This is a genomic window from Endozoicomonas atrinae, assembly GCF_001647025.1.
GTDB lineage: Bacteria > Pseudomonadota > Gammaproteobacteria > Pseudomonadales > Endozoicomonadaceae > Endozoicomonas > Endozoicomonas atrinae.
The window spans coordinates 1-19,173 of the sequence record NZ_LUKQ02000103.1; the positions used below are offsets into that span (position 1 = coordinate 1).

Below are 19,173 nucleotides of genomic sequence, written 5' to 3' on the forward strand. Positions count from 1 at the left end.
GAAAATCAACATCATTAAAACCTTCGGGTAGCTGTGGTCGACGAGACATCTGTTCTAGATAATGCATGGTAATGATGCCTAAGCATAGTTGGCGGCAGCTTAAGGATTTAGAAAATGCGATTGGTATTATCAGTAACCAGTGCCGGAATAATGCCATCCCATGCAGTATTAACAATTTCCAGCTCTACGCCCATGGACTTAGCCATCTGCCGGGCAACGTCCACATCAAAGCCGACGATTTTACCCTGCTTGTTGGTCATTTCGAATGGCATATAACCAGCATCAAGGCCGACACGCAGCACCTTGCGCTCCATGATCTTGTTAAGCGTAGACTCTTCCCATATCTGGTTATAAGAGGCAAAAAGTGAGGAACTGAACGCCAGCAGAAATGCCAGCATAGCGGTCATTTTTTTCATTTTAACTCCTGTCCGCAACCAGAAATCCTGTACTTACTGGTGCCAGAACTTTTTTTATCATTATGTACGGCAAATCCCTGGCCGCTTTACCCTCGAATTCAAATCAGTTACACGAGGAAACATTCTGCATTGTACATACCCTGTCGTTTTTGACCAGAGCCTGAATCAAAAACCACACATAAAAAAACTGCCGGCATAACCGGCAGTTCTGGGTTCAAGCTATTTAACAATGCAGCATTATGCAGCCAGAGCTCCCATTGCGTGCTGGCTGCGAAGCTCCTGAATACGGTTCATGTAGTTGTTGTACTCAGGGGATCCATGATGCGCATAGTGCATGTTCTTGAACAGACCTGTCAGCTTGATGAAGTAATCACGCACTTCTTCTTTGTCACTGAAGTTGTACTGCTGACGAATCAGACTTACCACCAGGTCAAAGTTTTCCTGCTGACGATTGATTGGGCAGGAAGCGTCCACATCATCAAAAGCATCCTGCTGCAGATACACCATGTCCAGCATGAAGGACTTCTGGAACGTCACGTAGTCTTCAAGGGTGATACCCTCTTCACCGGTTACCTGCATCATCTGGTTGATGCTGTCACCACGAACCAGCAGTTCCTGCATCTCCTTAACGTTGCTGACCCACTCTGGAGACAGGTTCCTGGAGTACCAGTCTTCCAGCTGATCCAGGTAACGGGACCAGGAGATCAGTGGATCGATCGCCGGGTAGAAACGCTTGTAAGCGCGATCATATGAGAGACCAAGGAACGCTTTTACCGTGCTCAGGGTTGCCTGGGTCACTGGCTCTTCAAAGTTACCACCGGCGGGTGATACAGAACCAATCATGGTCAGAGAACCTTCGTCACCGTCTTCGTTGCGAACCACACCACAACGCTCGTAAACACCCTTGATGGCAGAGTCCATATAAGCAGGGAAGCCTTCTTCACCAGGAATTTCTTCCAGACGGTTAGAGGTTTCACGCATAGCCTGAGCCCAGCGGGAAGTAGAGTCCGCCAGGGCCAGAACGTTGTAACCCATCTGGCGATAGTACTCACCCAGTGTCAGACCGGTGTAGATAGATGCCTCACGGGCAGCTACCGGCATGGACGACGTATTACAGATGATTACGGTACGGTCGATCAGGGCACCACCGGTCTTCGGATCCTGCAGGTGGGGGAACTCTTCGATGGTTTCTACTACCTCACCGGCACGCTCACCGCAGGCAGTAACGATTACGATATCCGCGTCACAGTAGCGGGAGAAACCGTGCTGCAGTACAGTCTTACCAGAGCCGAAAGGTCCTGGGATACAGCCGGTACCACCACGGGCAATCGGGAAAAAGGTATCCACGATACGAGTGGTGGTGATCAGTGGCTGGTTAGGATAGAGGCGCTCGGTCTTTCCTTTCGCTGCAAGTGTTTCAGAAATCGACTTACGCACTGGCCAGCGCTGGTACATGGTCAGAGGAATTTCTTCCCCCTTCTGGTTCTTAACCCGAGCCACCACAGTGTCAACAGAGAAGTTACCTTCCTGGATCCAGACCACTTCCACTTCGCCCACAGTATCAAATGGAATCATGATCTTATGAGTAAAGCGACCTTCCGGCACCGTGCCAAAGGTTTGGCCAGCATGAAGTCGATCGCCAATTTTAGCAACGGCGGTAAAGGCCCAGTTTTGAGTTCGATCCAGGGACTCAACCTGTACACCGCGCTGGAGGAAACGGCCATGCAGATTCGCCAGACGTTCCAGTGGGTTCTGCAGACCGTCGTAGATCATGCTGAGGATACCAGGCCCCAGATCCACAGACAGCATGTGCCCGGTCTGGATGATCATGTCTCCTACAGCGACACCACGGGTTTCTTCAAACACCTGGATATCAGCAGTATTACCACGAACACGGAGAATTTCAGCCATCAGCTGTTCTTCTACCGCTTCATTGGCGCGACGACTTGGCAGTACGTAAACCACCTCGTTCTTAACCAGAGGCTTTCTCTCACCATCCTGGCCAGTGATGCTTTCGATGGTGATGATATCCCCCATCACCGCTACCACCCGGGCAGAGGCCTGTTGCATCAGATCTGTTTTTGTCTCTTCAGTCATGTGTATAACCGTTGTCGTAAATCGTCAGCTATATGTCGTTGTGGACACTTCTGTCATAGTCGACACTGCTGACGCTTAATCTGGGGAACCCGGCAATTGGTGGGCAAATTCGCCCAATGCCTGCTGGGTCAGCTCATTAAACCGAACCACTGCCTCTTCGCCATTGTAGGCCGTCCAGCGCGCCACCAGGTTCCAGCGAAGCAGATAGATCACCACGGCTTCAAAATCAAAACGATGTCTGGCACCAAGCTCATTCAGCTTGTTCCACACCGCTTCCATCACTGTTTTTTCCAGCGTGAGGTAGTCTTTTTTGCTCAGGCATTCAACAGCCACCGGGATCCACGGAAATGCATTCTGCAAACCGAGGGTTGGATGATTCCAGTTGCGGCGGATGTAAGCGTAGCGGCTACCGTAACTCCATTTCGCAGACGTCGGAGCCTGTATACCATTGGCCTTTCGTCTCAAGGCAGCAGCAATGGTTCGCATATCCAGACGCCAGTTCACCAGCTCTTTCAGATCAGGGCTGTCCAACTCCTGCAACAGGCGCTCTGCCAGGTTGATCAAATACTCTTCTTTGATCTCTTCGCCCAGGTGGCTCCAGTGAACCAGCTGTTCAACCTTAACCAGGGTTTCACGATCTTCCGTGGACAGCATGGCCAGACGACGATCCAGCTGAATTCGGGAGATAGGCGTAATCTTACTGTTAAACAGTGAGTCAATATGCGGCAGCGATGTCAGCAGGGTATAGTAGGCATTGTCTGCCATCTCATTCTCCTCTATTTCAGGACAAGCATCAGGACACAAGTCCTCAGGATGAGAAACCGGATCAGACGGCAGCCGTAAACCCGGCTACCGATGATCTGACATCACTTTATTTAATAATGCCTTCAAGCAGGGCACGGAAACGTGGCTGCAGATGCTTCAGCAGCACCGCAGCAACCGCTTCATCGGTCAGCTCTACCTGGATATCCTTGTCTTTCAGACGGAACGCAATCCCACTCTGGTTGGCACCACCAACGGTGAACGTCACGCCATCCTGAAGCATCTCACTGGCACGCTTCATAGCGAACTCCAGCAGACCACCAGCCTTGAGAAGCTCAGGGTTATCGCGCAGTTCATCCACACCAATCACTTTTCGTGGCAGGATCACTTCGATATTATTTTCGCCACGCAGGTTGTTCTGGCCAGCGACTTCAAGAATCATCTCTTCCAGCAGTTTGTCGCCTTCCATGGAATGGCTGACGACCGCACGAATCTGGTCAGAGAATTTTTCCAGCAGATAGTCTTTCAGCTCAAGAATGGCATTTCGCTCAGCCAGCTGCAGTGCTTCTTTACCTGCTTTGGTAATAAAATCAGCTTCTTCACGGGCCTTGCCAACAATGGCACTGGCACGCTTTTCGGCATCCGCGATCATCTCAGCGGCTTTGGCTTCAGCATCAGAAATAATCTTGCTCGCTTCCTGGCGGCCACTGTCGACGCCCTGGTTACGCAGCTTTTCGATTAGTTCCTGAACACCGACGGAAACGGTTTTCCCGGTTTGTTTTTCAGGAGTTGCAGTACTCATTATCTAATCCTGTATTTGCTCATAGGCCAGTAAGTTTTTGTCACCACAAAGACACAAAGCCACAGAGAAATGATTTTTTAAACTTTGTGTCTTAGTGACTTTGTGGTTCCAATAATTCACCACATCATCAGGCAGCGATGCCCTGACCCATTACCAGTGCGAATACGAAAGCAAATACCGCAAAGCCTTCTACGATCGCAGCAGGTGCGATAGAGAGACCAAATACTTCCGGCTTGTTCTTGGAAGCATTGATTGCAGCCGCTACCGCCTGTCCCTGGTACACAGCAGAGTACATCAGGGCAATACCAGTCAGCAGACCAATACCAAACAGACCAGGAGCGCTGGCCAGAGTGACGCCGATGCCACTCAGGGTAAACATGATTACAATGCCGTAAATAACCTGGGAAGATGGCATGGCCGAAAGACCGACGAACTTACCGTAGCCGCTCTCAACATCCAGCATCGCACCACAGGCAGCCTGTCCTGCAACAGAACAGCCGATTGCTGAACCCACTGCACCCAGAGCAACCGGCGCGAAAACACCTACCCAACCCAGTGCGATAATCAGTGCATCCATTGTTAATCCTCTTCTTTACTAAAAGTTGTTCGTTGGTTAAAGACTTTGAATGGGTAGCCTTCGTCAGACAGTCCCCAGTTGACAAATTCAATGACGTTAAGACGCATGCCGTGAACCACACCACTCATGATGCAAAGTGCAAAGTTAAGGAGGTGGCCCAGCAGCAGAATGATTCCCGCAAACAGCACACCGGTAACGGGGCTGGAATTAAGAACGTCCATGGCCAGAGAGTTAAACGTCATGGCCAGGGATGCACCGGACAGGCCGAGGGCAAACAGGCGCATGTAACTGAGCACATCACCAAAAGCACCGGTAATGTTGTAGACGGCTTTCAGGCCATCCAGCATTCTCAGAATAAGGTCCTTGAAAGATTTCACTTCACGGCTGCTGGAGAACAGGAATACCAGCAGGGCACCGACAATCATCAGTCCGGGACCAATCGTGGTTTCAAAGGCTTCTGGCAATGTCCGGGTCATGCCCAGCCACAGCGTCAGACCACCGCCCATCAAGCTCGCCCAGCCCAATGGGGCCAGTGCATAACTTGAGCCACGATTCACCACCGCCGTCATGACGTTGGCAATGATCAGGTGAGAAACACCGATCACCACCGACAGTTTCATCATGGCGTTGTAATCATTGAGATCAATGAAGGCCAGCTTACCCAGGAAACTTCCACTGTCCGGTGCCGCACCGAAGTAACTACCGATAAAGACACCCCAGACAATACCCACTCCGGACATAAAGTACGCCAGATTCATCAGACGACGACCGGCTTCACTCTGCTTGAGCTTGCCTCTGAGCAGGAAGATGATCAGTCCAAAAATCAGACAGTACATGGCGTCACTCATGATCATCGCAAAGAATAGCGAGAATGAGTAAAACACCACATTGCCGGGATCCCAGGCACGGTAGTTTGGTGTTTGGAAGAACCCAAGGGCATCCGCACCACCACCGGTTCCGGCCGGCTTGTCCAGCAGCGTCGGGGGATTGTCGTCTGCTGTCGGATCTTCAAATATTGCGGCAACACCGTGGGCAGCAGTGAAGGCTTCAACATTGGCCTGCTCAGAAACCGGAACCCAGCCCTGAACCAGGAAGAAGCTGTCTTCATCCATTGTGCCACTGGTGGCCTGCTGCAGATCAGCGCTGTCCAGACGAGCTGCCAGTACCTGATCCAGAAGATAGTTCCAGCGTGTCAGCGCTTCGCGCTCAGCCAGAAGGTCTTCGATGGCATCTTCTGCTTCATCCAGCATCTCTTCCAGACGGGAGAGCGGAATCTTACCCACATGAGAACGATGAACAGGCAGCAGAACGTCTTCAGGCTCCTGATCAGAGACGACAATAACGTAACTGTCTTTCTGGCTCTGGTGAATCAGCTCCCAGGGCAGCTCGCACTCTTTCAGCGAATCTCTCAGTGCCGGCAGTTCTCCATTGGGCAGAACATAGAACCAGAGCCGCTGACCATTCAGGTCTGACAGGGCAGGAAAAGTAAATTCTCCCCAGGGACGCACTTCCCGAATACGCTCCTGTAGCTTATCGCGAATATCGGACTGCTCACGGAACTTGGACTTATTGTCCAGAATCTTATGAACAATGTCGTCTACCCGGGCAGCATCTTTGCGCTCGCGGAAGTTACGAACCTGCCTTCTCTGCTTAGGACTGCGCTCCAGCCACGCTTTCGCTTCACTGGCTTCCGCAGGCTGCACCTGAACATCAGCCGGTTTCTCGGTTAATGGAATCAGATGCAGACAGCCAAGGGATTGCAGCTCCTTAAGGATGCCGCTTTTCTCCTGACTGGGCCCGTAAAGGGTGATCTTTTTAAGTCGTTTAATAGCCATAATCAATGCTTTCGCAGGTTATGTGTGTCAGGTTCTTACCGAGCCAGACACCAGCCGGATATCAGCCTGCCTGCGAATGACCTCCTTTGGCTTCCTGGGCCAGAACCTTGCCCTTGGAGAGCTTGGCGTTCATCACGCTGGCTCTGTCCTGGTCAGACATATAGATCTGGATTTTCTGGATGTTCTTTTTGGTCTGGGGAATCAGAACCTTGGAGAACAGGTTTACCCGCTGGGACGTAGTACGTGTCGCCTTGTCCAGCTCCTTGTGGCGAAGCTGACGAACCTGAAGTTCTATTCTCAGGCGAATCATCTGCTGCAGAAGCTCAACCAGGTAATCAACCCAGTGGGGTTTGGCCAGATCACTGTATGGTGTCAGCGCAATTTCAATATGCTCTACCAGAGGAACCGATGTTCCGACAATATTCTCCTGGGTCAGGCGTACATCCGTCACCTTTACCAGGTTGTCCACCGGAACATCCTGTCTTGCCAGCATCGGGAGCTGCTGTCTGACCAGCTGCTCCACTTCAGCCAGATGTTCCCGCGTTTGTGCCAGCGCCTCTTCGGCCTTCTTACGTTCCATCATCAGCTGCTGACGCTTGAGTTCAAGCGCCGGCAGATAACGGTTGTACGTCTTTAAACTGCGCTTCTCTTTGTTTAATGAACTTTTGTTGAGAGCTACCTTGGCCATGATAATTACGCCTCAGCTGCAGCTTCAGAAGCTTCCTCAACGGCCAGTTGCTCTGGGTTTGGCCAGTACTTTTCCAGAAGACTCTGTTTCATCAGGGTCTCTTCAGGTCCAAAGCATTCAGCCATGGTTTCCCAGCACTTATCCAGCGCTTCTTCCAGAGACATGGCAGCGTCCAGAGACATAAAGCGTTTCTTGAAGAGCTTGCCAAACTTGATAGTTTTCAAGTCATAGCTGGACAGTTCAAATGCCATTGCCTGCTTCTGGGCAGCATTTACAGAGTCAGAGTAGAAGCGGATCATGGTGTTCATAATCGCCGGATGGTCTTCGCGGGTTTCTTTACCCTGAACCATCTGCTTCAAACGGGACAGGGAACCAAATGGATCCAGGTGTCCTTCGTGCAGGTAGAACTGACCTTCGGTGATATATCCGGTGTTGTCCGGAACCGGGTGAGTCACATCATTACCTGGCATGGTCGTAACCGCTAGAATGGTTACAGAGCCCGCGCCCTTGTAGTCGCAGGCTTTTTCGTAACGACGCGCCAGCTGGGAGTACAGATCCCCCATATAACCACGGTTAGCAGGGATCTTGTCCATGGCAACACCGATCTCTTTCATGGCATCGGCATAAGAGGTCATGTCGGTCAACAGGACCAGAACCTTTTTGGATTCTTCTACTGCAAAGTGTTCAGCCACCGCCAGCGCCATATCCGGCGTCAGCAGACGTTCAACCGTTGGATCGGACGCCAGGTTGGTGAACATAACGGTACGGGAAGATACACCAGCTTCTTCAAAGGTAGTGCGGAAGAAGTGGTAATCATCGAAGATCAGGCCCATGCCACCAAAGACTACAACATCCGCCTCGGCCTGAATGGCAATACGAGCCAGAAAGCGGTTGTAGGGTTCACCAGCAACGGAGAAGATAGGAATCTTCTGGGACTCAACCAGCGTGTTGAAGACATCGATCATAGGTACATTGGTGCGTACCATGCGGGAAGCCAGTACACGACGAACAGGGTTTACCGAAGGCCCATCGATCTCTACCTTTGGATCCTGCTCCAGTGCAGGGCCACCATCAATTGGCTCACCGGCACCGTTAAAGATTCGCCCAAGGATATTGGGTGAGTATGTCGTCTTCATTGGCTGGCCCAGGAAGCAGACAGACGCACCAGTGGATAGCCCCTTGGTGCCGGCAAAAACCTGGAGAGAAACCTCTTCATGGTCAATCTTGATGATCTGTGCCATGGAGTAAGTCTGTCCATCCTGCTCAATCAACGCCAGGTCACCATAGTTAGCCTGGGCATTACCCTCAGCCAGGTTAGGTACGTGGACGCGAATGAGGTCACCAACGATGCTGAGAATATTGGTGTATCGCAATAGGCTCTGGGGCATTACTGCTCCTCTATACTGCTGGGAAAATGAAAAGAGAATGGATCATGGGCTCAGAAGATCATCAGTCATGCAGGTGACGCTGAGTAAGTGCGATACACCTCATTGCACACAACATAAGCCAAGTGTCGTATGTTTGAACTAATTAAGTTCAAACACTGATTAGTACTGCTGGCTCTATCCAAGCCTCCTGTAAGCAAACTTTAGATCTCATTAACACAAGCACCTCAGTACTCCACAGGAAAATCACTGAGGAACCATTTTAAGTAACGAATGAAAAACACCTAATAGAGTAGACAATTCCACGAGTTTCGCAGAGTTCTACCTGAACAGCAGGTCAGACTTATTGCTTCCTGCAATTCTGATGGATAACCGTCGTTTGTACGAACTACGGATACCCTATGGGCTAAAGACTTCTACCCAATGTTTCCACCATCACTGCCTTGATGGTATGCATACGGTTTTCTGCCTGATCAAACACAATGGAAGCGTCAGACTCAAAGACATCCTCGGTGACTTCCAGACCGTTCATACCAAATTTGTCAGCGACTTCTTTACCAATCACTGTGTCATCATTGTGAAAGGCTGGCAGGCAGTGCAGGAAACGGACATTGGCATTGCCTGTTTTTTGCATCACTGCCTGATTCACCTGATAGGGCTTCATCAGTTTGACCCTTTCATCCCACGCCTCCATCGGCTCACCCATGGAAACCCAGACGTCGGTGTAAAGAAAATCACAACCAGCGACCGCTTCATCCACCGACTCGGTAATGGTGATCTTTGCTCCGGTTTCCCGGGCAATTTCGCGACATTGCTCAATAAGTGCAGTGTCGGGGAAAAACTCAGCCGGTGCGGCAATTCTGAAATCCACACCCATTTTCGCAGAGCCAACCATCAGCGAGTTAGCCACATTATTGCGACCATCTCCGAGATAGCAGAGTTTCATCTCCGTCAGAGGGCGACCATTACCGTGTTCCTGCATGGTCAGAAAATCCGCAAGCACCTGGGTTGGATGCCAGTCATCGGTCAGGCCATTCCATACCGGCACCCCGGAATAAGCAGCCAGATCTTCAACGTGCTGCTGCAGGTGACCACGAAACTCAATACCGTCGTACATGCGCCCCAGTACCCGCGCAGTATCCTTAACCGTCTCTTTGGCTCCCATCTGTGAGCCGCCACCGATATAGGTGACATTGGCACCCTGATCAAAACAGGCCACCTCAAAGGCGCACCGGGTTCGAGTCGAGGCCTTTTCAAAAATCAGGGCAATATTTCGCCCGGTTAAAAACTGTTCCTCAGTACCGGATCGCTTTGCCGCTTTCAGCTGTGCTGCGCGCTCCAGTAAGTGGCTGATCTCCAGCGGAGAAAAGTCCAGTAGCTTGAGAAAATGACGGTTCTGCAAACTCTGAGTCATATACAGTTTCCTGTGTCAGGTCATTTATTGTTCTTTCTTACACAATCCAACGGTCCTTACGTAGTCAGTGACAATCTCATTACTGCTTACGATAAGGAGTCAGCGAGTCACATCATCCATAGACCGGTTATTGCTGTCCAGCTCCAAATTGAATTTCATTCGGCCATAGACTAGCGCCGGATGATACGGAAGGCATTACGTAAAAATACGTTTCCAGACTTTACCCTGCTTATAAGGCTCCCTATTTATTGCCACTTTAACGTGAGTCATATGTTCAGAAAGCCTCGGCAATAGATGAAGCGACCATGGCTAACTGCACTTGAGCTTTGACACATTTTCGCTCTGACCAGGGAACAGCAGGATCTTCAGATTTTGCTTGATCCATTTGGTCATGAATCAACGCTGCTGATAGTTCTCTCTGTATACAAATCCTCAAATAACGTTGTCGCGCATGTCTTCAGATCTTGAGAAGTACACCGTCATACTCATCAGCCTTTTCAACCGGGATTACAGCATCAGATTCTATCGCTTAATCGTTTGAGCAAAGCACTTACCAGCAATGTGTTTATCTTCTGGAAGACAGGTTGTGTAAAGCTGCCAGGTCAAGCTTGCAGCCATTGAACTCATCCTTACCGCAATGGTCGATCAGTATTCTCAGCATCTCAATACTGTGCTCTGCAAAGAGTGATCATGATGATTCCAATTGATTAAGGTTCGGACCAGGGATCGCCGCCTTGCGCCTATTTTTGAACTATTTTGACCTCCCTCAATCTAAACTTGGGTTTGAAATATATAGGGGAGTATTTCCTACCCCACCCTAATTGCTATTCTCTGAAATTCAATTACTTATACGGCAGGAGTATAAATTGACAACAGGCATTGCTACGCACTCCACTCAAACGTTTGCAATGGCAGAAGCAAGCGAAAATTACGATGCAGCGGATAGTTGTAGTAAAGCGAAATGGAAGAAGCTGGAAGGAAATGATGTAGAAATTTTATTCCAGGGTGACAGTATTCAACGTGTTGAAATGCAGATAGATAAAGCTCTCGGAACCAGGAAAGTTTGTCTTTCTGATAAAAGCTCGAATCCTCACTGGCCACCTGGGATCCATCATTTAACAGAGCAAGACATGATTAGCCTCCTGTCTCGAACTCCTAAGGAGCCAAACCCAAGAGCTCCTGATAAAATAGATTATTCATATCAGTTAATGACCACTCTTCACCCTGTAATTCAAAAACTCTACAATAAAACAGTTCATGATAATTACGTTGAATTAGATTTACCTGAACTGTCACAGCACAGCGACATTCGGGCTAAAGGCCTTAAAGAATTTTCCCTAGCATCCTCTATCGAGACTGCCAACGCTCTTTCAGGCCAAGCTGAATGGGTTATATCAGTTAATAAGGAAGGAGTGTGCGATGGATTTCTCAATTTCTGGCCACTCAAGACTGATAAACCTGGTATTACTTATTACATTGACCAAATGGGCGTAGAAACGCGTGGGCAAGGGCTTGGAAAAAAGCTATTCGATGCGGCTATCCAACAAATAAACTGCACAGATCCAGAGTTCGAACTGTTGATATGCACTAGAACAGGAAACAAACCTGCCATCCATCTTTACGAAGGAAAATGTGGTATGGAAAGATGCTCTGCTGAGAGAATGGGGAGAGACCCTGATAGATATATCGGCTTTAAGAAAACATTTACAGTGTCCGATTAACTTGACCACTGCATAGATAGAGTGCAAGAAAACCTGCATCAAGAGTAGCTGATTAGATTCATGGGCAGGCAAAGCCAATCATTAAAATGTCCTGCCCTGTTCGCCTTTATGCTCTATGGGTATTACCTGAGTACTTTTATGACAAAAGGATTGGACGACCAGTTGATCCCCTCTTGAGCTTCCCTGTCTTTCACCATTGAGTTCACTTACTGTGCGAATAAAAATAGCTCCCCTGACCAATGCATCACACTGAGCTGTAACCTTTCCCAGAAAGCTACAGCCTTCTGCCTATCCTTTTGGCACAACTTCCATACTGAGACTATCCTTTCATAGAAGTACTTATCCGCTATTCAATGCCACTCTCAGGCATACACCTCTGTGTAATACCGAGTTCCTGTCAAGCCGCTTTCTTCGAGGTTGATTATGAAAATCACCAAACGGGCATGGCCAGTCCTGATTATTTCTGCTCAGTTTGACGCCAACAATGACGAAGGTTTCCGCCTGCGAGAACTGGTAGAGAATCTGGAAGAGGTTCAGGAACTGACCGTACACCCGTCATTCAGTTACGAGGATGGCGTTGAAATTTTCATGTCCCGCTCTGATCTGGGTGCCGTTATTATCGACTGGGATATTCGCAGCGAAACCTGCAGTGAGAATATGGAGCCCGAAGAACTGCTTAATCTCATTCGTTCCCGAAATAAACATATCCCAATTCTATTGCTGACCGAACGACTGGCCGCAGCTAATATTCCTACTCACGTCCTTGAGGTTATTGATGATGCTCTGTGGAAAACGGCAGACACCATCGAATTTCTCGCCGGGCGTATTGATGTCTTTGTAAATTAGTATATCCGGAGTGTGTATCCCACCTTTTTCGGAGCCCTTGTCGAGTACTCTCAGGAGTATAAATACGCTTGGCACACGCCAGGCCATATGGGTGGTGAAGGCTTTCTGCACAGCCCCTCCGGCACGGCCATGCATGACTTTTATGGTGAGAATGTCTTTCGTGCCGACCTGTCGATCTCTGTACCGGAACTCGGTTCTTTACTGGACCATTCAGGTGTGGTGGGCGATGCAGAGAAAAATTCTGCCCGTGTATTTGGCGCTGACTACACCTATTACGTTCTCAATGGGACATCCAACGTTAACCAGATCATCTGGCGCAGCCAGCTGGTCAGGGATGACATTGCCTTTGTCGATCGCAACTGTCATAAGTCCCTGAACTATGCCATGGTCATTACCGATGCCTATCCGGTGTACATGGTTCCGAGAAGAAACAAACGGGGAATCATCGGCCCCTGCCGTTTATCCAAGTTTTCGGAAGAATCCATCCGCAGCAAAATTGATGCTAATCCTAATATTCCGGCTGAGATAAAAAGTCAGAGTGCAGTAAAAATGTCAGCCCTGACGAACTCAACCTACGATGGTATCTGCTACAACGTTATCAACATTAAAAAAGAGCTTCAGCAAAGTGTCGAAAACCTGCACTTCGACGAAGCCTGGTATGCCTACGCCCGATTTCATCCAATCTACAAAGATCACTTTGGCATGGCAGATGACGATAGGAACAGCGACCACCCGCCTATCTTCTGCTCCCACTCGACTCATAAGCTACTGACTGCCTTCTCCCAGGCATCCATGTTGCATATCCGCAGTGGCAGTAAAGTCAAAATCAACCCGGATGAGATTAACGAATCCTATATGATGCACTCATCCACCTCGCCACAGTACAGTATGATTGCGTCGCTGGACGTTGCCACCAAAATGATGGATGACAACGGTGAAATCATGCTGAACGACATTATTCTGGAGGCTATTCGTCTGCGCCAGAAAGTCACCCGGATTGCCAGAGAAATGAAAACTGCCAAAAGCTGGTTTTTTGAAATGTGGCAACCTCGCATTGTCAATTACGACGGCAGTGATACGGCTTTTGAAAATGTTCCTGTGGAATACCTGGGCAACCATCAGGAAGCCTGGGTATTCAACCGGAAGAATGACTGGCACGGCTTTGAAGATATTGAAGACAACTATGCCATGCTGGACCCCATAAAGCTGACGTTTATCACACCAGGGCTTGATGATGCTGGTAACCTTGCTGATGAAGGCATTCCTGCGTCCATCGTTACCGACTACCTGATCAAACACGGCATTGTCTGCGAAAAAACCGATTATTATTCCTTCCTGCTGCTCAACTCGCTGGGTACCACCAAAGCCAAACAAAGCGCCCTGCTTTCAGCGTTGCTCAAATTCAAGGCTCTTTATGACAGTAATGCGCCTCTTGAACAGGCACTGCCCAGACTGGTCACTGACTATCCGGAGACTTACGCCGGTGTCGGCCTGAAGGATCATTGCAATGAAATTCACCAGTATTTTAAAGAGCACCAGATGCTCGACAAAATGCAGGCAGCCTTCCAGGTTATTCCGGACCCAGCCATGAAGCCAGCCGATGCCTACCACTCTGTCGTCAGAAAACAAGTTGAATATGTTGAGCTGGAAGCCATGGAGGGGCGGGTTCCAGCCGTCATGATGGTTCCCTACCCTCCCGGCATCCCCATCATGATGGGCGGTGAATCCATGAATGATAAAGCCAGACCCATTTTTGACTATCTGACGGCAAGGCAGAACTTTGAAAACCTGTTCCCTGGCTACGAAAGCGATATACATGGCGTCGAACGGGTAGAACGAGATGGAAAGAAATTCTTCCATACCCTATGCGTGAAAGCATGACCCATCCACCGGGAGTTTCACACTCCCGATTACTTTTAACGACCGACCCAACTCCCGCTCTTTACCAAGAGAATGATGAAGAAAAAAACATCAAGCCATGTACGTTTAAAAAAGCTGCCCCATAAGCTCAATGTTTTCACCCTGACCATGATCAATGTGGCAGCCATACTGGCTCTCCATGCTCTCCCCAGTCTGGCAGAGTATGGGTACTCACTGGTTTTCTACCTCGGCCTGGCGGCACTGTGTTTCTTTATCCCTTCCGCCCTGGTATCTGCTGAACTGGCTTCCGGCTGGCAGGGTGAAGGCGGGGTTTATCTATGGGTGACTGAAGCCTTTGGCCCCAAGTGGGGTGTCGTTGCGATTTTTATGCAGTGGGTAGAAAACCTGCCCTGGTTTGCCATGGTCCTTGCCTTTGCCGCTTCTGCCGTGGCCTACATCATTCATCCGGCACTGGCCGAAAATAAATGGTTTGTGGTCGGGTTTATCTGGCTGGCACTGGCTTTTTCTACACTGGTCAACCTGAGAGGGCTGAAGTTCTCGGCCCTGCTCAGCACTACAGGCGTTATTATTGGCAGTATTATTCCCTGCCTGATTATTATCACGCTGGGTGGAATGTACCTTTTATCGGGTAAGCCCACTGCCATTCAATTTTCCTGGGCAGCCACTATTCCAAAGTTTGAAAATGTCCAGCATCTGATGCTGATGGCCGCCATGCTGGTGTCGTTTACCGGTATGGAGATGTCCGCCGTTCATGTCACAGAAGTCAAAGACCCGGGAAAGAGTTACCCAAAAGCCATTTTTTCAGCCTGTGCCCTGATCATCGCTCTGTCGCTGCTGGCATCACTTTCCATTGCGCTGGTGATCCCTTCCAGGGATGTCAGCTTGAGTGCCGGCGTGGATCAGGCGCTCAGAACCTTCTTTGCTATCCATGATCTCTCCTGGCTGGCTCCCATAATTACCCTGCTGATTGCCTATGGCGCGATGATTATGGTGATTACCTGGATGATCGGCCCTTCAAAAGGCATTCGGGAAGCAGCCCAGGAAGGCTACTTCCCGAGCCTCTGGCAGAAAAACAATAAATACGGTGTTCCTGTACCCATTTTAATACTGCAAGCCTCACTGTCCGCCCTGCTATCACTGGCTATTTTATTCATGCCTTCGGTCAGCAGTGCCTTTATGTTAATGAATGCCCTTGCTGCACAGCTTTATCTGATCATGTATCTGCTGATGTTTGCCGCAGCAATTAAACTGCGCTATTCACGCCCCGAGATCTATCGCAGTTATCGGATTCCCGGCGGTAAGCCTGGTATCTGGCTGGTTTCTGGTGTTGCCATTATCACCAGCTGCTTTGTCTTCATCTTTGGTTTTATCCCCACAGCCGCCGTTAGAGAAGAGGGACTAACCGCAATCCTTGGCTACATTGGCTTTTTGCTGGCTGGCTGCATCATCTTTATGTCATTACCGCTGTTTTATTACCACCGCGCAGGGCACAGGAGTCTTCACCATGTCCAGTGACACCCCGGATAAACAACAGACGTCTTCAAGTCAACCTGACTCAACCCCAACAGAGGGCAATGCGAAAAAACTGGGTGTCATCGGTGCCACCTTTTTGATTATTTCCAGCCTTGCTGGTAGTGGTGTCATTGCCCTGCCCCAGCAGCTGGCTTTTACCGGCTCAATTACTCTGGTCTCATTTATACTGGTCACCCTGGGCGCCCTGTTTCTGACACTGGTTTATGTCAGAGCCGGTGAACGTTTTGATGACCCAAGCCCCACAGCCCTGGCCACTACTGTCAGTCCGATCATTGGTGCCAAGTGCGGTTTCTTTTATGTCTATGGGAACTTGATTTCCAATGTGTCCATTCTCATAGCGGGTCTTGGCTACATCGCCATGTTTATTCCCGAACTGAATGATCCGATCGTTCTCGGCTGTACCGTAATCGCTTTGATCTGGCTCTTTGTGGTGCTTTCCCTGAGAGGGGTCGGCATCATTGCACAGGTAGTGTCCATCACCGTCACACTTCTGCTGATCGCTGTTGTACTGACCAGTATTCTGGGGTGGTTGGAATTCAGTCCTGCCCAGTTTCGTGAAAACTGGAATGTCTCAGGCAAAGGCGACGGTTCAGCTATTATGGCCGGGTTTGCCATACTGATCTTTTCTTATGTAGGTGTAGAAAGTGTGGCCACCAACGCTGAGCAGATCGAGAACCCCCAAAAGGTGGTACCTGTTGCCACCATTGTCGGCTTTCTGGTCGTGGCTGTTTTTTATATCCTTTCCACCACGGTGATGGAAGGCATGTTTACCGCCAAAGTGATTCAGGAAGCCCCGGCTTCGTTTGCCCTTTCCATGGAAAAAATCTTTCACTCCTCCTACGTTGGTCAGATAGTATCACTGGTGATGGCCATTGCCTGTATCGCCAGCTTTATGGTCTGGGGACTCAATTCGGTAAGCGCGGCAAAAACCAGTGCCGACAATGGCTTTCTACCAAAAGCTTATTCCTATACCAATCGATATGGCATTGCCAGCAAGGGACTGGTGATTAACGGCGTCATCATGACCGCCGTAGAACTGGTTCTGATGTTGATGGGCAGCGATATTGCCGAGGCGTTTAATATCTCAGTAACCATCTCGGTTCTTTTACTGTTATTTCCTTATTTCTGGTCCGGCGTGGCATTGCTGAAACTGGACCACCTGGAGAAGAAAACATCCCGCTCCAACATCGCGATTGTGGCTCTTTCTTCACTGTTTATTATCTCTGCCTTTGCTTCAGCCAATTATGACGAGCTGATGATGGTCATCGCCATGGTGATGATTGTTCCAGGCATCTATGCAATATTGATGAATATTAAAATAGTTAATGTTGATAATAATGATGACTAAGGGGTTACATATATCCATACGGCTTCGAATATTGTTTGCCTCATAAATATAAAAAGGGCAAGCAATGTTTGGTGCAATAAGCGCTCTTTACTCTATGCGAACTAACCCGTGGCACCGATATTTTTTCCGTGTTATACCAATAGCCTGCCAAGGATTATATCGACCCTTAAGTCACAAAATAATGACTAAAACTAACGACAATGATCCCTTACAATGAGCTATGAAGACCCAGGCTACTTATCAGTTATTTTCTTGAACTCTCCAACCACAGGGTGATCTTGACCAAACCTCTTCTCAAGAAGTTCAAGAGCAGTTATTCTGCTCTTGCCCCACTGGGGAACAGATAGTTGTTCCTCCCAGTCAGGCTTACATCCCCACTCCAACATTTCCCCAAGATATTTGAGTGTAGCTTCAGGACTAAGCCCATGAGCGTCAGCGACTAAATGAAGGTGTGTTTTTTTAAGAGGAAACTTCTCACGAAGACAATTAGCATCAACATTTTTCTTTAACCAATCATTTAACTTTTCCAGCATTTCTAGAAATACTTTTTTTTGCGCTATTTCAGTTGCCAAGTTATCTAAATCATGTTCAAAATTTTCAAGCTCTTCTGAAGAAAGACGATATCCATGTAAAACATCATCAAGAGCATCTTTTTTCATACCATGCCCATGAGACTCACAAGCTTCAATTTCTTTTGTCAGACTGAGAATACAACCCAACACCTTCATTGGATAGTTACCATCCAAATAATCAGGTTGATATAAATCCAAACCACAACCATATAACAACTGTGCTAGATCTTTCAGCATGGACGCATCATTTTTAGTAAGTGAAGAGACATCAATACTAAGCAGTTTGTTAAGGCAATGAATGGTAGGTTTAGCTCCAAGCTCCAATAACTTTCTAATTAATTCCATATCAGGAGTATGGGAGGAGAAAGCTGCCTCCAACGGAGTAACTGGAAAGAAACGTTCATCATTGAGTTCACGAGTACCGTCATCATTCATGGTGCCTTTCATGGCTTTAACTAAAAATGATTTTCTATCAGAAAAGTACTCTGGCCATTTACCAAGCAACTCAAAGGCTAACGCTCTAGAGCTTGCATCACCTTTTTCAATTAAGCCACAGATGGTCTGGTCATAAGCCAAATCTTGCAGCCTGACGAGAAAACACTGAAAAAAATCAAATAAAATAGAATAGTACGGAACCTCAGTCTGATTCAGAGCATCTAGATGATTCTTGAGATGACTAATATAAAGAACTCCCTGTTTACCGATTTCGTCTAAACACTGATTGACCCGATAGATATTCTCAGCATCTTCAGCAAGGTGCATATCCTGATACACCTGATCTGAGACATTAACACCATCAATTTTCTTCAGCTTAAGCAGAATATCTGAAATTTTATCAAACCAGAGCGGGAGTTTAACCGAAGTTATTTCAGCATTTTCCAATCCTTTCAAAGGCACTAAAAACCTGGGGTGAGCTCTGTCGGTATGCTCAAGTATTTTAGGATAAGGAGGAAGCCTGCCTTCCATATCCAAAACTCTATACTGAGAATGGTGGGCATGCTCCATCATTCTGCACTCAGGTAGATGACTAAAAGTAATTGCAGGATCAATTGAAGGTTCGACATATACTAATTTCGAGCGTGTATCCGAATCCGGACTTTGGGCAACCAGGTGTTGATATAATCGCTTATTCATTAAACCTTCAAATTCATCTAAACGCTCTCCCCCCTGTGTCATCACCGATGTAATAAGTCTTCAAAACACCAGTTTAATTTGACCTCCCGATTAACCCTTTTCTGGCCGATTGTTTTCCTGTTGGTATCAAGCAGGGAGCAGCGCCATGACCAATCGAGAGGA

Annotated in this window: 15 protein-coding genes; 5 read left to right on the forward strand and 10 right to left on the reverse strand. The window is 48.5% G+C overall.

Translation table 11 applies throughout. The features are described 5' to 3' along the window. Window positions 1–107: 107 nt before the first annotated feature. From AK963_RS14990 to argF, 9 genes are all read right to left on the reverse strand, one after another. Window positions 108–416, reverse strand: coding sequence for a transporter substrate-binding domain-containing protein (locus AK963_RS14990; RefSeq protein ID WP_238593742.1), 309 nt, complete (start codon window positions 414–416; stop codon window positions 108–110). A 237-nt stretch (window positions 417–653) separates the two neighbouring features. Further along, the gene (locus AK963_RS14995) at window positions 654–2,513 is read right to left on the reverse strand and encodes a V-type ATP synthase subunit A (protein ID WP_066016261.1); all 1,860 of its coding nucleotides are present in this window, start codon (window positions 2,511–2,513) and stop codon (window positions 654–656) included. A gap of 75 nt (window positions 2,514–2,588) precedes the next feature. Next, a complete protein-coding gene (locus tag AK963_RS15000; RefSeq protein ID WP_020581395.1) occupies window positions 2,589–3,278 on the reverse strand; it encodes a DUF2764 family protein in 690 nt (229 codons plus the stop codon). 106 nt (window positions 3,279–3,384) lie between these two features. Further along, window positions 3,385–4,077 carry a hypothetical protein gene (locus tag AK963_RS15005; protein WP_066016262.1) on the reverse strand — a complete coding sequence of 231 codons (693 nt, stop codon included), beginning with the start codon at window positions 4,075–4,077 and terminating at the stop codon, window positions 3,385–3,387. Between the two features lie 127 nt (window positions 4,078–4,204). Next, the gene (locus AK963_RS15010) at window positions 4,205–4,654 is read right to left on the reverse strand and encodes an ATP synthase subunit C (protein WP_066016263.1); all 450 of its coding nucleotides are present in this window, start codon (window positions 4,652–4,654) and stop codon (window positions 4,205–4,207) included. 2 nt (window positions 4,655–4,656) lie between these two features. Continuing rightward, the gene (locus AK963_RS15015; protein ID WP_066016264.1) at window positions 4,657–6,489 is read right to left on the reverse strand and encodes a V-type ATP synthase subunit I; all 1,833 of its coding nucleotides are present in this window, start codon (window positions 6,487–6,489) and stop codon (window positions 4,657–4,659) included. A gap of 61 nt (window positions 6,490–6,550) precedes the next feature. Further along, window positions 6,551–7,177: a V-type ATP synthase subunit D gene (locus AK963_RS15020; protein ID WP_066016265.1), complete on the reverse strand. Its 627-nt coding sequence runs from the start codon at window positions 7,175–7,177 to the stop codon at window positions 6,551–6,553. A 5-nt stretch (window positions 7,178–7,182) separates the two neighbouring features. After that, the gene (locus tag AK963_RS15025; RefSeq protein WP_066016266.1) at window positions 7,183–8,565 is read right to left on the reverse strand and encodes a V-type ATP synthase subunit B; all 1,383 of its coding nucleotides are present in this window, start codon (window positions 8,563–8,565) and stop codon (window positions 7,183–7,185) included. 403 nt (window positions 8,566–8,968) lie between these two features. Beyond that, window positions 8,969–9,976 (reverse strand): ornithine carbamoyltransferase, encoded by a 1,008-nt coding sequence (gene argF, locus AK963_RS15030; RefSeq protein ID WP_066016267.1) that lies wholly within the window; start codon window positions 9,974–9,976, stop codon window positions 8,969–8,971. An 866-nt stretch (window positions 9,977–10,842) separates the two neighbouring features. Here argF and AK963_RS15035 point away from each other — a divergent pair. From AK963_RS15035 to AK963_RS15050, 5 genes are all read left to right on the forward strand, one after another. Continuing rightward, complete coding sequence (locus AK963_RS15035; protein ID WP_066016268.1) at window positions 10,843–11,697, forward strand: GNAT family N-acetyltransferase; 855 nt, start codon at window positions 10,843–10,845, stop codon at window positions 11,695–11,697. Window positions 11,698–12,120: 423 nt separating this feature from the next. Next, window positions 12,121–12,543, forward strand: coding sequence for an Orn/Lys/Arg decarboxylase N-terminal domain-containing protein (locus tag AK963_RS34915; protein WP_202969789.1), 423 nt, complete (start codon window positions 12,121–12,123; stop codon window positions 12,541–12,543). Between the two features lie 12 nt (window positions 12,544–12,555). Beyond that, the gene (locus AK963_RS15040) at window positions 12,556–14,424 is read left to right on the forward strand and encodes an Orn/Lys/Arg family decarboxylase (RefSeq protein WP_202969790.1); all 1,869 of its coding nucleotides are present in this window, start codon (window positions 12,556–12,558) and stop codon (window positions 14,422–14,424) included. Window positions 14,425–14,496: 72 nt separating this feature from the next. After that, window positions 14,497–15,939 carry an APC family permease gene (locus tag AK963_RS15045; RefSeq protein WP_083232675.1) on the forward strand — a complete coding sequence of 481 codons (1,443 nt, stop codon included), beginning with the start codon at window positions 14,497–14,499 and terminating at the stop codon, window positions 15,937–15,939. Beyond that, a complete protein-coding gene (locus AK963_RS15050) occupies window positions 15,929–17,305 on the forward strand; it encodes an amino acid permease (RefSeq protein WP_066016269.1) in 1,377 nt (458 codons plus the stop codon). Before AK963_RS15045 ends, AK963_RS15050 begins: the two co-directional genes overlap by 11 nt. A 233-nt stretch (window positions 17,306–17,538) precedes the next feature. Here AK963_RS15050 and AK963_RS15055 read toward each other — a convergent pair whose 3' ends face one another. Next, window positions 17,539–19,056 carry a hypothetical protein gene (locus tag AK963_RS15055; RefSeq protein WP_139117430.1) on the reverse strand — a complete coding sequence of 506 codons (1,518 nt, stop codon included), beginning with the start codon at window positions 19,054–19,056 and terminating at the stop codon, window positions 17,539–17,541. Window positions 19,057–19,173 lie beyond the last annotated feature (117 nt).

What these genes read in the sequence shown, in the direction of transcription:
- AK963_RS14990 (WP_238593742.1), bottom strand. Translation starts at nt 416, where the DNA reads ATGAAAAAAATGACCGCTATGCTGGCATTTCTGCTGGCGTTCAGTTCC.
- AK963_RS14995 (WP_066016261.1), bottom strand. Translation starts at nt 2,513, where the DNA reads ATGACTGAAGAGACAAAAACAGATCTGATGCAACAGGCCTCTGCCCGG.
- AK963_RS15000 (WP_020581395.1), bottom strand. Translation starts at nt 3,278, where the DNA reads ATGGCAGACAATGCCTACTATACCCTGCTGACATCGCTGCCGCATATT.
- AK963_RS15005 (WP_066016262.1), bottom strand. Translation starts at nt 4,077, where the DNA reads ATGAGTACTGCAACTCCTGAAAAACAAACCGGGAAAACCGTTTCCGTC.
- AK963_RS15010 (WP_066016263.1), bottom strand. Translation starts at nt 4,654, where the DNA reads ATGGATGCACTGATTATCGCACTGGGTTGGGTAGGTGTTTTCGCGCCG.
- AK963_RS15015 (WP_066016264.1), bottom strand. Translation starts at nt 6,489, where the DNA reads ATGGCTATTAAACGACTTAAAAAGATCACCCTTTACGGGCCCAGTCAG.
- AK963_RS15020 (WP_066016265.1), bottom strand. Translation starts at nt 7,177, where the DNA reads ATGGCCAAGGTAGCTCTCAACAAAAGTTCATTAAACAAAGAGAAGCGC.
- AK963_RS15025 (WP_066016266.1), bottom strand. Translation starts at nt 8,565, where the DNA reads ATGCCCCAGAGCCTATTGCGATACACCAATATTCTCAGCATCGTTGGT.
- argF (WP_066016267.1), bottom strand. Translation starts at nt 9,976, where the DNA reads ATGACTCAGAGTTTGCAGAACCGTCATTTTCTCAAGCTACTGGACTTT.
- AK963_RS34915 (WP_202969789.1), top strand. Translation starts at nt 12,121, where the DNA reads ATGAAAATCACCAAACGGGCATGGCCAGTCCTGATTATTTCTGCTCAG.
- AK963_RS15045 (WP_083232675.1), top strand. Translation starts at nt 14,497, where the DNA reads ATGATGAAGAAAAAAACATCAAGCCATGTACGTTTAAAAAAGCTGCCC.
- AK963_RS15050 (WP_066016269.1), top strand. Translation starts at nt 15,929, where the DNA reads ATGTCCAGTGACACCCCGGATAAACAACAGACGTCTTCAAGTCAACCT.